Source organism: Nocardia sp. SYP-A9097 (genome assembly GCF_009649815.1).
Classification (GTDB): domain Bacteria; phylum Actinomycetota; class Actinomycetes; order Mycobacteriales; family Mycobacteriaceae; genus Nocardia.
The window spans coordinates 74,885-87,666 of record NZ_WJIC01000025.1 but is presented as its reverse complement, the minus strand read 5'-3'; the positions used below and the strand labels follow the sequence as shown (position 1 = coordinate 87,666).

Here is a 12,782-nt window from a genome sequence, read left to right as displayed (position 1 = left end):
TGACGACTTGCCGAGAAGAGGTTCGATTATGGGCATCAGTGGCGCTCATTCCATCGAGACAGTGGAGGATCTGCGTCGCCATTTGCAGTGGGCCATCGAGCTCGAGCATGCGACCATCCCGCCGTATATGTGTGCGCTGTATTCCCTGGAGCCGGGCAGCAATGTCGAAGCGGCACAGGTCATCAGCAGCGTGTTCGTGGAGGAGATGCTGCATCTGGCGCTGGCCGCCAACCTGCTGAACGCGGTGGGAGGCGAGCCCCGGCTCGACGCGCCCGAGTTGCTGCCCGCGTATCCGCATCCCCTGCCGCACGGGGACCGGTCCGTCAACCTGCAGCTCGCGCCCTTCGGATCCGAAGCGCTCGAGCTGTTTCTGAGCATCGAGCGGCCCGCCTCGGCGCAGGCGTTACCCGAATCCGATGGGTACCGCACGATCGGGCAGTTCTACGCCGCCCTCGAGCTCGGCATTCGCACCCTCGTCGACACTCTCGGCGAGGATGCCGTCTTCTGCGGCGATCCGAACCGGCAGCTCAATGAAATGCACTTCAACAGTGGTGGGGGACAGGTGATCCCGGTCCACGATCTCAAGTCGGCGCTGGCCGCACTGGCGGAAATCGTCGAGCAAGGCGAAGGGGCGGCCCGGACCGAGGTGTGGGACGGCGAGAAGGACGTCTTCCATCCCGAGCGAGACCAGGTCGCCCACTACTATCGCTTCCTCGAACTGAAGGAAGGCCGACGTTTCCAGCCCGGTGACACCCCCCAATCCGGGCCGACGGGCGAGCCAATCGTGTTCGACCCCACCAAGATTCTGCCGATGCGGCCCAACCCGCGCACGACCGACTATCTGGAGGGCAGTGAGGTCCGCCGCGCACAGGAGGAATTCAACAACACCTACTGCCTGCTGCTCTATCTCTTGGAAGACACCTTCAACGGCAGCCCCTCGCAGATGAGGGACGCGTTGGGGGCGATGTACGCCTTGAAGTCCCAGGCCCGGGCGCTCATGGCCATGCCCAGTGGTGACGGCCGGACCACCGCGGGCCCGACCTTCGAGTACGTAGCACCCGAAGACCGGGCATAGGCGGACAGGTGACTCGCGATGCTTCGCGGACCGGACCCGGGACGAATACCGCGCTCGGTCCGATCAAGCAGATAGAGGCCGGTGTGCTCAACGTCGGCTACGCCGAATTCGGTGACGTCACAGGGCAACCCGTCATTCTGTTGCACGGGTGGCCCTACGATCCGCACAGTTACGCCGAGGTCGGCCCACCGCTGGCTGCGGCCGGGTACCGGGTGCTCGTTCCTTTCCTGCGCGGCTACGGCCCGACCACGTTCCTGTCGGCGCGAACTGTGCGCAACGGCCAGCAGTCGGCGATCGCGCGCGACATCGTCGACTTCATGGACGCCCTGCACATCGATCAAGCCATTCTCGGCGGATTCGATTGGGGCGCAAGAGCAGTCGATATCATCGCGGCGCTGTGGCCGCAGCGTTGCAAGGCAATCGTCCCGGTGAGCGGGTACATCATCACCCAGCGCGAAGCCCAGCAGCAGCCGTTGTCACCGGAGGCCGAACTCGGCTGGTGGTACCTCTACTACTTCGCTACCGAGCGTGGCCGACTCGGCTACGGCCGCAACCGCCACGAATTCAACAAGCTGATCTGGCGGCGCGCCTCCCCGCGGTGGAACTTCGACGATGCCACCTACGATCGCAGCGCCGCCGCGTTCGACAATCCCGACCACGTCGACGTCGTCATCTCCAATTACCGCTGGCGGCTGAGCCTGGCGCCGGGTGAACCGCAATACGAAGGCTACGAACAGCAGCTCGCCACCCTGCCGACGATCTCCGTGCCCACCATCACCATCGGCAGTGATTTCGACGGTATGGCCAAAGACGGAAAGTCCTACTGCGGCAGGTTCACCGGCAAGTACGAACACCGGGTCCTGGACGGTATCGGGCACAACGTTCCGCGGGAGGCGCCGCGCTCGTTCACCCAGGCGATCATCGATGCCGACCAGTTGTGAACGCATCCGAGCGCGGGCGCTGTCACAAGATCCTCGCCCGCTCTGTCCTTGATACAGCGGAGTCTCGCCGGCCCCGCAGCAACGTTCGAACGGAAGGACTTCAGCATGAAGATCGTCGTCATAGGCGGTACCGGGCTGATCGGCTCGAAGGTCGTCACACGTCTGGGTGAGCATGACCACCAAGCGGTCCCCGCCGCACCGAACACGGGCGTGAACACCATCACCGGTGAGGGCGTCAAAGAGGTAATGCAGGACGCGAACGTCGTGATCGACGTCTCCAATTCGCCGTCCTTTGCCGACGACGACGTCATGGAGTTCTTCAGGACCTCTACGACGAACCTGCTCGAGGCGGCCGCCGCGGCCGGTGTCGGACACTATGTCGCCCTGTCGGTGGTGGGGGCGGACCGGTTGCCGGAGTCCGGGTACCTGCGAGCGAAGGTCGCTCAAGAGGAACTGATCAAAGGGTCGGGACTGCCGTACTCGATCGTGCACGCGACGCAGTTCTTCGAATTCGCCGGTGGCATAGCCGATTCCGCGACCGTGGATGGCACTGTGCGGCTTTCGAGCGCCAGTATGCAGCCGATTGCCGCGGAAGAGGTGGCGGCGGCTGTCGGGCGCACGGCCGCGGGCGCGCCGATCAACGGCACCATCGAGGTTGCAGGCCCCGAGGTATTCGCACTCGATCAGTGGATCGGCACCGTGCTGACCGCGCGTTCGGATCCGCGCACGGTGATCACCGATCCCCAGGCACGCTATTTCGGGGCGCTGCCGAAGTCCGAGTTGCTGCCCGGCCGTGACGCGCAGCTGGCGCAGACCCGACTGTCGGAATGGCTGTCCCACAATTGATCTGATCGCGCGGGCGGCCCATCGGCCGCCCGCGCGATGTGTCTCCATTCCGAAGGGAACGAATCGATGCTCAATTCGTCCGAACGTCAGATCGCGACGTCGGTACTCGTCATCGGCACCGGCGGTTCCGGCCTTCGCGCGGCGATCGAACTGGCCGAGCGCGGGATCGACGTATTGGTGGTCGGCAAGCGACCCAAGGCGGACGCGCACACCACCCTCGCCGCCGGTGGCATCAATGCCGCGCTGTCGACGATGGATGTCGAGGACAGCTGGCAACAGCACGCGGCGGACACGATCACCGAGAGCTATCTGCTGGCCCGGCCCGATACCGTCCGGGTGGTCGCCGAGAACGCCGCGCGCGGAATCGAAGACCTCGAGCGTTGGGGAATGCCGTTCGCCCGCGAGTCGGACGGACGGATCTCGCTGCGATTCTTCGGCGCGCACACCTACCGGCGCACGGCGTTCGCCGGTGACTACACCGGTCTCGAGATCCAGCGGACCCTGGTGAATCGGGCCGCGCAGCTCGGCATCCGGATTATCGACACCTGCTACGTGACTCGAATCCTGGTGCGCGACAACGTGGTATTCGGCGCGTACGGGTTCGATCTCGACAGTGGTGAGCGTTACGTGTTCCGATCCGATGCGGTGATCCTCGCCGCGGGCGGGCATACCCGGATCTGGCGTCGCACGTCTTCCCGGCGTGATGAGAACACCGGGGATTCGTTCCGGCTCGCCGTGCTCGCGGGCGGCCGGATTCGAGATCCTGAGCTCGTGCAGTTCCACCCGTCCGGGCTCATCGAACCCGAGAATGCCGCTGGCACACTGGTTTCGGAAGCCGCACGTGGAGAAGGCGGAATCCTGCGCAACGCCGAGGGCGAGCGGTTCATACAGCGGTATGACCCCGAACGCATGGAGCTCTCGACCCGCGACCGGGTCGCACTGGCCGCCTATACGGAGATCAAACAAGGCCGGGGAACCCCCAACGGCGGTGTCTGGCTGGATATCTCGCACCTGCCCCGCGAGACGATCATGCGGAGACTGCCGCGGGTCTATCAGACGATGCTGGAACTGCAAATGCTCGACATCACGCGCGATCCGATCGAAATCGCCCCCACCGCACACTATTCCATGGGCGGCGTATGGGTCCGGTCCGAGGATCACGGCACCGGCGTCGAGGGCCTCTACGCGATCGGCGAAGCATCCAGTGGTCTGCACGGCGCGAACCGGCTCGGCGGCAACTCGCTGATCGAACTACTCGTCTACGGCCGGATCGTCGGCGAGGCAGCGGCACGATACTCGGTCGAACTGTCCGCGCAGCGCCGGTCCGAGGGTGCGCTCGGCGAGGCCCGCACCGAGATCGATGCACTGCTGGCGGCCGACGGGCGCGAGAATGTGCGGGCGCTACAGCGTGCGCTGCGCAACACCATGACCGAGTACGCCGGTGTGGTGCGCGACGAGTCCGGGTTGCAACAGGGGCTGACCGAACTCGACGAGGTCGAGGATCGAATCACGAATATCGGTGTACATCCCGATGCCGCCGGATTCCAGGATCTGGCGCACGCGTTCGATCTGAAATCCTCGGTGCTCGCGGCCCGTGCCACTTTGGAAGCCGCGCTGGCACGCCGCGAAACCCGTGGCTGCCACAACCGTTCCGACTACCCCGAGCTGGACCCGGCACTGCGGGTGAACCTCGTGTGGGCCGGTCCCGGACGGCTCGAACGGGAGGAGATCCCGGAGGTCCCGGACGATATAGCCCCGCTCATGCGCGACGTGTCCACGGCTGGGAAGCTGGTCGAATGATCGCGTCATGAGCACACCTTCGGACTCGGAGCTGGGTAAGGCGATCGGCGAGTTCTCCCGGCTCCGAGGCCGGGTGTTCGGCATCGCCTACCGGATGCTGGGCACCGTTGCCGACGCCGAGGACATCGTGCAGGACGTATGGGTGAAGTGGCAGTCGTACGAGGACAGGGGTTCGGTGCGGGATTCCACCGCATTCCTCGTCACGATGACCACCCGGCTGTCGATCAACGCGACCCAGACCGCGCGGGTGCGCCGGGAAACCTATGTCGGTCCTTGGCTGCCCGAACCAGTCGACACCAGCGCCGATCCCTCGCTGGGTGCGGAGCGGGCCGCGGCGTTGGAGACCGCGGTGCTCGTCGTACTGGAGAAGATGACGCCGACCGAACGGGCGGCGTTCGTCCTGCGCGAGGCGTTCGATTACCCGTACGACGCGATCGCCGAGATCCTCCAAATGAAGGAACCTGCTGCCCGAAAGCTGGTGAGCCGGGCCCGGCCGGCGATCGAGTCCGATCGGCAGACACCGGTTGATACGGCGGATCAGCGGCGTTTGCTCTCCGCGTTTCTCGTTGCCGCGCGCGCTGGTGATTTCGACGCCCTCGAGACGCTGTTCGCCACCGATGTGGCCAGCTACGCCGACGGCGGCGGTAAGGTGCGAAACGTATCGCGCATTCCGGTACTCGGGCGAGATCGGGTGGCGAAGTACGTGGCCGCCTTCGCTTCACACTTCTGGATCGGCGTCACCCTCGACTGGGTCGACGCCAATGGTCGCCCGTCGGTCCTGATCCGCCGCGATGGAGCACCGATCGCCTGGCTTGCCGTCGGCCTGGCCGACGACGAGAACATCAACCGGATTTACTGGGTGTTCAACCCCGCCAAGCTCGTTCGAGTCGCGCAGGTCGTTGCGGCCCAAGGGGATTCCACCACCCAGTGAGATCGCCAGGGCCGTCGCCGAGACGACCGCGATCACCGCGACGGTCGCGTTCGGGATCGCAATGGTGGCAATCGGTGCGACGAGAATCGCTGCCGCCGTTGTGAACAGCACGCCCGGGCGAATCTGTGGCGTTGACGACATCCCGGCATGAGCCGCCCACAAAAACACCATGAACAGGGCTGCCGGAATCGCGACCGCGTAACCGACGACCAGAGGTGAGCCACCATGGTCCTGGCCGTTGCGCACCGCGACTTCCAATCCGGCACCGAGTGCTGCGAGCGACGCGAAGATCGCGTAATGGCTGTAGCCCCAACGGAAAGACCATGTTCGTCGCCCGGCCAGCCCGTCACCGGCGGGCTGCAGCTCATACAGCCACCACAGTGTGAACAGCAGGACCAGCCCCGACAGGGCGATCACGATCAGTGCCGGGCGCCAGTTGTTCTCGAGCGCGTCGGCCACGCCGGTCGATACCGCGAGCACGCTCTCACCGAGCAGGATGATCGTGAAAAGCGTGTAGCGCTCGGCGATGTGGTGCGGATGCCATGGGGTGCCATTCGCGCGCTCGGCCCATACGGGAACGGCGAGTTCTGCGACAACCAGTGCGAGGAATGTCCACCATGCGGTGGCTTCTGGCAGCTCCCCGACCTCGGTCAGCACCAGTCGAGTCAGCCACAGCACTTGCAACACCGCGATGCCTGCCGCATACCGCATAGCGGTCCGGCAGCCCAGTGCGTCGCCTCGAGCCGCTCGGAGCCATTGCACTACAAGACAACTGCGCATCACCACGTAGCCGACGGTGATCGCAGTGTAATTGTTGTGCTCGAACGCGGCGGGGACCCCGGCGGCCAGCACCAGTACTCCGACCATCTGAATCAACGTCAACAGGCGATACGGAATGTCATCGGTGTCGTAGGACGAGGCGAACCAGGTGAAGTTCATCCATGCCCACCAGATGGCGAAGAAGACCTGTAGGAACGGCACCAGCGCGGATGCCGGATGCCCCGCGCTGATTGCGTGCCCGAGTTGCGCCACGATACTGGCGACAGCGACCACGAAGGTGAGGTCGAACAGCAGCTCCAGTTGCGTCGCCGCACGATGCGGTTCGTCGATGGACCGCCTGCGCATCCGAACACGCAGAGGACCGATGTGTTTCTTGTCGGCCGGGACCGGTGACGAGGTCGTGCTCATCTGCGGCAACTCCTGTGATTTGTCGGGCATTGCAACCAGGACAGCGGAACAACGCCATTTGTGACGATCGCTGGTTGCTGGAAGTCGCGGGCACCGGCGGGCCCGAACGCGCAGTCATCCTGGTACGGTCGAATTGCGTTGGGGCCCACCGGCAACCGCGTATTACTGCGACGAAACGGTCGCGTGCACCGCGTCGAGGATCGATGCGGTCACCGCATCCGGTTGTGAGACGCTCAGGGCGTGGGATGCGCCCGGCACCTCGCGGGTCGCTTTGGCGCCCGCCCGGTCGGCCATGAAGCGGTGCAGGGCAACCGGGATATTGAGGTCCGCGTCGCTGAAGACGAACCAGGACGGGATCGACTTCCATGCCGGGATGTCGGTGGGCAGTCCTGTGGTCAGGGCGATTTCGGTAACGGGTCGTTGGGTTGCGCTCATCACGACCGCCTCACCATGAGACACGTCCGCGGCGAACTGGTGATGGAAGGCATCCGGCCGGATGGTGAATTCGTTGCCGCCGCTGGTGACCGGGTAGGCGCTGAGTGCCTCGCCGAGCGTGCTGCCGGGGAACTTGGTCGACAGCTCGAGCGCGGACTCGTTCTGCTCGGGCGCGAACGCGCAGACGTAGACGAGGGCGGCCACCTTATTGTCGCTACCGGTAGCGGCCTCGGTGATCACCATGCCGCCGTATGAGTGGCCCACCAGTACCACGGGGCCGCTGATCCCGGCGAGCACGTCTCGCAGGTAGGCGGCATCGCCCGCCAGACTGCGGAGCGGGTTGGCGACCGCGACGACATCGAGGGGATGCACGCGCAGTCTTTCCACGACGCCGGACCAGCTCGCGGATTCCGCGAAGGCGCCGTGTACGAGGACGACGGTCGGTCTCTGCAAGGTCATGTTGTTCTCTTTCGTGAGTCAGTGGAGTGCAATGCGCAGAACATGGATGGCCTGCTCGATCGCGGCGCTCGAGGCCGCGGTCGGGCGTACGGGATTGAGCATCATGAAGTCGTGCAGGGTGCCGTTGTAGCGGGCACTGGTGGTGCGCACTCCGGCCGCGATGAGCTTGCGGCCGTAGGCTTCTCCCTCATCGCGCAGGACGTCGTTCTCATCGACGATCAGGAAGGTGTCGGGCAGCCCGGCGAGTTCCTCGGTGCTGGCGCGCAGCGGGGAGGCGGTGATTTCGTCGCGCTTATCCTTCTCGGGCAGGTAGGCGTCCCAGAACCACGCCATGGCCTTGGCGGTGAGGTATGGCCCGTCGGCGAACTCGCGGTAGCTTTCGGTGTCTTGACCGGCGTCGGTGACCGGGTAATACAGCGACTGGTGCACGAACCGCACATCGCCGCGCTGTTTGGCCAGGATCGTCAGGGCCGCAGCCATATTGCCGCCGACCGAATCTCCGGCGACGGCCAGTCGCGAGGCATCGAGACCTTCACCGGCACCGTGTTCTGTGATCCACCGAGCGGTGGCGTAGGCCTGTTCGATCGCGACCGGATAGCGGGCCTCGGGCGAGCGGTCGTACTCGACGAACACCACCGCGGCGTCCGCCCCCACCGCGAGTTCGCGGACGAGCCGGTCATGGGTACCGGCATTACCGAGGACCCAGCCGCCGCCGTGGATATACAGCACGGTCGGCAACTTCCCTTGCGCGCCTACCGGTTTGACGATGCGGACCCGTACATCACCGACCGCGGCGGGGACGGTTACCCACTTGTCCTGCACCGGGAGCTTGTCGATCGGCTCGGCCTGAATGTCATCGAGGACTTTACGAGCGCCCTCGGGCCCGAGCTCGTACAGGAACGGGGGGTGAGCGGTGGCGTCGGCGAGCTTCCGCGCCGACGGTTCGAGAATCTGCTTGTGCATCTGACTGCCTTTCTGTGCTGTCACACCAAGGACCGCGCAGCTCTCGGATTTCGTGACGGGCGGCACGAAATGCCCGGCCCGGTCTACTTTTCCGAGGCACCACCTGTCTTCGGGTGCTGTCGGACCAGCTTTCGTCCCGATACGGAATCGGCGAGGACGTCATCGGCGAGCAGACGTTCCAGGTGTGCGACGGCACCGTCCTGCGCGGCATCGAGGAAGGCCCTCAGCAACCGGTCGCGGGACTCCCGATGCACAGGCTCATACCGTGATTCGGTGAGGTGCGCTCGAGCTCGCCGCCCGAGCTGGCGCGCGTTGGCCTCACTGATGCCGAGCCGCTGGGCAATGTCGCGGAACGGATAGTCGAATGCCTCGCGGAGTACGAAGACGGCGCGTTCGGTGGGGGACAACCGTTGCAGCAGAAGCAGAACGGCGTGCTCGAGATCCGCTGACCGTTCGATCCTCAGCGCGGGGTCCTCGGAAGTGTGGACCTGCCCCGGTAGCCAGTGATCGACCGGAATCTCACGGCGAGCGCGGGCCGAACCGGCGACATTGAGCGTGAGCCGGGTCGTGATCGTCGCCAGGAATGCGATCCGATCACGCACCAGAGCTCGGTCCGTGCGCTGCCAGCGCAGCCAGACATCCTGAACGACATCCTCCGCGTCGGCAGCTCGGCCCAGTATTCGATACGCGATGCCGAACAGGCGCGGCCGAACGCCCTGAAAGTCCAACAAGTATCCGGCTGCTTCCGGCGACGAGTCAGGCTCGGGCATGACGATCGCGGTGCTGGTCAAGGTCATAGGTGTCGTCCTCTCCTGGTGGCCTCGACCGCCACCTGCTTCGTCGGCGATCGAATCGGCGGCCCGGACGAGCCGCACAACCACCGTCGTCCCGCACGGATGTCGCTCGCGCCCTTGGCAATCCCCGGTGGATCACTGGTGAATCGCAGCCAGGGACACGTGCACCCCGGTGTTCCTGGCCGGGCGCTGCCGGTGCGCCTGATTCCTCCGGGACGCCATTCGACGGCCTCACCTCGGCAATGGCCGTGGTGATTCGGTGCGATCACACCTGCCGTGGCAAACACCACCGGGTGAGTCTCCGGACCGCGTTCACACGGGTGACATCATGAGTGGGCCGGGCGCTGGATGGGGTCGGGCATTTCCGATTCGGCGGTGGTGGTGATGTCGGGCAGCGACCCGCTGCGCAAATTGCGTGGCAGGCGTAGCGAGGGCGAGCGGCTGGATCGGTTGCTGGCGGAGGCCAGGTTCGGTCGGAGCCAGGTGCTGGTGCTGCGGGGTGAAGCAGGGATCGGCAAATCCGCGTTGCTGGAGCATCTGGTGCAGAGCGCGGCAGGATTCCGGATCGCACGGGCGGTCGGTGTCGAATCCCAGATGGAGTTGGCGTTCGCCGGGCTACACCAGCTGTGTGCGCCGATGATGGAGCATCTCGAGCGCCTTCCCGCTCCGCAGCGTGATGCGCTGGCCGTCGCGTTCGGTCTGAGCACAGGAAATGCGCCGGACCGTTTCCTGGTCGGGTTGGCGGTACTGAGTTTGCTGGCCGAGGTGGCGGAGGAGCAGCCGCTGGTCTGCGTGGTGGACGACGCGCAGTGGCTCGACCAGGTATCCGCGCAAAGCCTGGCCTTCGTCGCCCGCCGCCTGCTCGCGGAGCGGGTAGCTTTGGTGTTCGCTGTGCGCACCCCGACGTCGGATCCGAGTGAAGGCCCGCTCGCAGGTCTGCCGGAGCACATCCTTCGCAGCCTGCGCGACGGCGATGCGCGCGCACTGCTGGAATCCGCGATCCCCGCGCGGCTCGACGAGCGCGTCGCAGACCGGATCATCGCCGAGGCATGCGGAAACCCTTTGGCGCTGTTGGAATTACCGCACGGATTGACAGCGACGGAGCTGGCCGGGGGTTTCGGTCGTCCTGATGCTCGGCCGGTGGCAAGTCAGATCGAGCAGAGTTTTCTGCGGCGTATCGCCGCGCTTCCAGGTCAGGCGCAACGGCTGCTGCTGGTGGCGGCAGCCGAGCCGGTGGGCGACGCGTTGCTGTTGAGGCGGGTAGCCGAGCGGCTCGATATCGGGGCCGAGGCCGCAGCAGCGGTCGAGGCGGCGGGGCTGATCGAGTTCGGCACGTGGGTGCGATTCCGCCATCCGCTGGTGCGCTCGGCGGCCTATCGCGCCGCGGACCCCAGGGATCGCCGGGATGTACATCGTGCGCTGGCCGAGGCGACCGATCCGGTGTCGGACCCGGATCGCCGAGCTTGGCATCGCGCCAACGCGGCGGTCGAACCGGACGAAGCGGTAGCGGGGGAGTTGGAGCGTTCGGCAGACCGGGCCCAAGCCCGTGGTGGTATCGCGGCGGCGGCCGCGTTCCTGCGACGTGCGACCGGGCTCACCCCTGATCTGGCCCGACGTGGCGCACGGGCAGTGGCGGCGGCACAAGCCGCATTCGACGCGGGGGCTCCCGATACGGCGCTCGAACTTCTCTCCGCAGCGGAGATGGGCCCGCTGGATGAGCTTCAGCGGGTGCGACTCGCCCGGCTGCGAGCTCGAATCATGTTCGCGCGCAAGCGCGGTGGTGATGCGCTGCCCTTGCTGCTGGACGCTGCCAACCGCCTCGAACTCCTCGACGAGGAACAGGCGCGTGAGACATATCTGGAAGCAATCGGATCAGCGGTGTTCGCCAGCCGCCTGAACGGGGCCGACGGCATGCGCAGGGTGGCCGAGGCGGCTCGCGCCGCACCGCGCGGACCGCAACCACCACGGTTGGCCGACGCGTTCCTCGATGGCCTCGCGGCGCGATTCGCCGACGGCTATGCGGCAGGTGCCACACCGCTGAAGCGCACACTGCGGGCACTTCGCGAGGAGAACGGCGGCACGGGGGACGACATCATGCGCTGGATGTGGCTGGCATGGCCGACCGCCGGCGAGATGTGGGATGACGAGAACTGGCACGAACTGGGTACCCGCGGAGTACGGACGGCGCGCGAGACCGGCGCGCTCAACTTCCTTCCGCTGGCACTGACCTTTCTTGCGGCCGTGCACATACACGCGGGAGAATTCGATGTGGCCTCGGCGTTGATCGAGGAAGCTGATGCGATCACCAAGGCGACCGGCAACTCGCCTCTCGGGTACGCCGCACTGCTGCTCGTTGCCTGGCGTGGCCAGGATACCCAGGCTGTCGCGCTGATCGAGGCCAAGGCGCAATGGGCGGCCACGTGGGGTGAGGGGCGAGCGATCGGTCAGGGCCACTATGTGCTCTCGGTGCTGTACAACGGTCTCGGTCAGTACCAGGCTGCCCTGGCCAGCGCGGAGAAGGCTTGCGAGTACGACGATCTGGGGGTCTTCGGGTTGTCGCTCTTCGAACTTGTGGAAGCGGCCAGTCGTGCTGACGCCCGCGAAACCGCCGCAGCTGCCTTGCGGGAACTCGAGATACGGGCCGATGCCAGCGGTACGGACTGGGCATTGGGCGTGCTGGCCCGGTCGAGGGCGCTGCTGCGCGACGGCGAGGCCGCTGACCTGTTGTACCGCGAGGCCATCGAGCGCTTCGAACGCACCCGGATCGCTGTCCACCTCGCGCGTACCCATCTGGTCTACGGCGAATGGCTGCGTCGCGAGAACCGGCGTATCGAAGCCCGCGAGCAACTGCGCATCGCGTACGAGATGCTGAACCGGTTCGGCGCAGCGGCTTTCGCCGAGCGCGCTCGGCGCGAACTCCTGGCCACCGGTGAGTCGGTACGCCAGCGCACGATCGAGGCACGAGAGGTTCTCACCGCTCAGGAAGCCCAAATCGCCGCGCTCGCCCGCGACGGGCTGACGAACTCCGAGATCGGAGCCGAACTGTTCATCAGTGCCCGTACGGTCGAATGGCATCTGCGCAAGGTGTTCACCAAGCTCGATGTCACCTCACGTAAGGAGCTCCGCGCCACACCGGATCGGTGATCGATTGTGCGACTGGTCGTTTCCCCGCGGAGAAAGGCGTCCGGCGGCGGGTGGGACCAGTCACGCTCTGCTTGACGCATACTCGAATGAGCCGTCTGAAACCCGGTGTTCCGTGCTCTTACCTCGTGACTCGGCCGGACGCCCTTCACGAACAAGGACCGCCCGGCCCGCCGAGACGTGACATCCGGCAACCACACCGCGAGCGT

The 12,782-nt window shown here is 65.9% G+C and carries 9 protein-coding genes and 1 pseudogene; 6 read left to right on the top strand and 4 right to left on the bottom strand.

Going from position 1 to position 12,782, the window contains the following annotated elements; genetic code table 11:
* The first annotated feature begins 28 nt into the window (after positions 1-28).
* The 5 genes from GFY24_RS32870 to GFY24_RS32850 all read left to right on the top strand — a co-directional run bounded on the left by GFY24_RS32870 (position 29) and on the right by GFY24_RS32850 (position 5,593).
* Entirely contained in the window at positions 29-1,075 is a 1,047-nt protein-coding gene (locus GFY24_RS32870) for a ferritin-like protein (protein WP_153809010.1), read from the top strand.
* Positions 1,076-1,083: 8 nt separating this feature from the next.
* A complete protein-coding gene (locus GFY24_RS32865; RefSeq protein ID WP_309231621.1) occupies positions 1,084-2,016 on the top strand; it encodes an alpha/beta hydrolase in 933 nt (310 codons plus the stop codon).
* Between the two features lie 105 nt (positions 2,017-2,121).
* Complete coding sequence (locus GFY24_RS32860; protein ID WP_153809009.1) at positions 2,122-2,862, top strand: SDR family oxidoreductase; 741 nt, start codon at positions 2,122-2,124, stop codon at positions 2,860-2,862.
* Positions 2,863-2,928: 66 nt separating this feature from the next.
* Entirely contained in the window at positions 2,929-4,662 is a 1,734-nt protein-coding gene (locus GFY24_RS32855; RefSeq protein WP_153809008.1) for an L-aspartate oxidase, read from the top strand.
* A 7-nt stretch (positions 4,663-4,669) separates the two neighbouring features.
* A complete protein-coding gene (locus GFY24_RS32850; protein ID WP_153809007.1) occupies positions 4,670-5,593 on the top strand; it encodes an RNA polymerase sigma-70 factor in 924 nt (307 codons plus the stop codon).
* Between the two features lie 30 nt (positions 5,594-5,623).
* Here the strand turns inward: GFY24_RS32850 and GFY24_RS32845 are convergent.
* The 4 genes and pseudogenes from GFY24_RS32845 to GFY24_RS32830 form a co-directional block, all read right to left on the bottom strand.
* Positions 5,624-6,718: pseudogene (locus GFY24_RS32845) on the bottom strand (low temperature requirement protein A); the annotation flags it as partial.
* Positions 6,719-6,943: 225 nt separating this feature from the next.
* The gene (locus tag GFY24_RS32840) at positions 6,944-7,675 is read right to left on the bottom strand and encodes an alpha/beta fold hydrolase (RefSeq protein WP_153809006.1); all 732 of its coding nucleotides are present in this window, start codon (positions 7,673-7,675) and stop codon (positions 6,944-6,946) included.
* An 18-nt stretch (positions 7,676-7,693) separates the two neighbouring features.
* Entirely contained in the window at positions 7,694-8,662 is a 969-nt protein-coding gene (locus tag GFY24_RS32835) for an alpha/beta hydrolase (protein WP_309231620.1), read from the bottom strand.
* Positions 8,663-8,721: 59 nt separating this feature from the next.
* Positions 8,722-9,435 carry a sigma-70 family RNA polymerase sigma factor gene (locus tag GFY24_RS32830; protein ID WP_228566866.1) on the bottom strand — a complete coding sequence of 238 codons (714 nt, stop codon included), beginning with the start codon at positions 9,433-9,435 and terminating at the stop codon, positions 8,722-8,724.
* A 381-nt stretch (positions 9,436-9,816) separates the two neighbouring features.
* On the opposite strand from GFY24_RS32830, the gene GFY24_RS32825 reads away from it, so the two are divergent.
* On the top strand, positions 9,817-12,576 hold the full coding sequence (locus tag GFY24_RS32825) for a LuxR family transcriptional regulator (RefSeq protein WP_153809005.1): 2,760 nt from the start codon (positions 9,817-9,819) through the stop codon (positions 12,574-12,576).
* Positions 12,577-12,782: the final 206 nt, after the last annotated feature.

What these genes read in the sequence shown, in the direction of transcription:
- GFY24_RS32870 (WP_153809010.1), top strand. Translation starts at nt 29, where the DNA reads ATGGGCATCAGTGGCGCTCATTCCATCGAGACAGTGGAGGATCTGCGT.
- GFY24_RS32860 (WP_153809009.1), top strand. Translation starts at nt 2,122, where the DNA reads ATGAAGATCGTCGTCATAGGCGGTACCGGGCTGATCGGCTCGAAGGTC.
- GFY24_RS32855 (WP_153809008.1), top strand. Translation starts at nt 2,929, where the DNA reads ATGCTCAATTCGTCCGAACGTCAGATCGCGACGTCGGTACTCGTCATC.
- GFY24_RS32850 (WP_153809007.1), top strand. Translation starts at nt 4,670, where the DNA reads ATGAGCACACCTTCGGACTCGGAGCTGGGTAAGGCGATCGGCGAGTTC.
- GFY24_RS32840 (WP_153809006.1), bottom strand. Translation starts at nt 7,675, where the DNA reads ATGACCTTGCAGAGACCGACCGTCGTCCTCGTACACGGCGCCTTCGCG.
- GFY24_RS32830 (WP_228566866.1), bottom strand. Translation starts at nt 9,435, where the DNA reads ATGACCTTGACCAGCACCGCGATCGTCATGCCCGAGCCTGACTCGTCG.
- GFY24_RS32825 (WP_153809005.1), top strand. Translation starts at nt 9,817, where the DNA reads ATGTCGGGCAGCGACCCGCTGCGCAAATTGCGTGGCAGGCGTAGCGAG.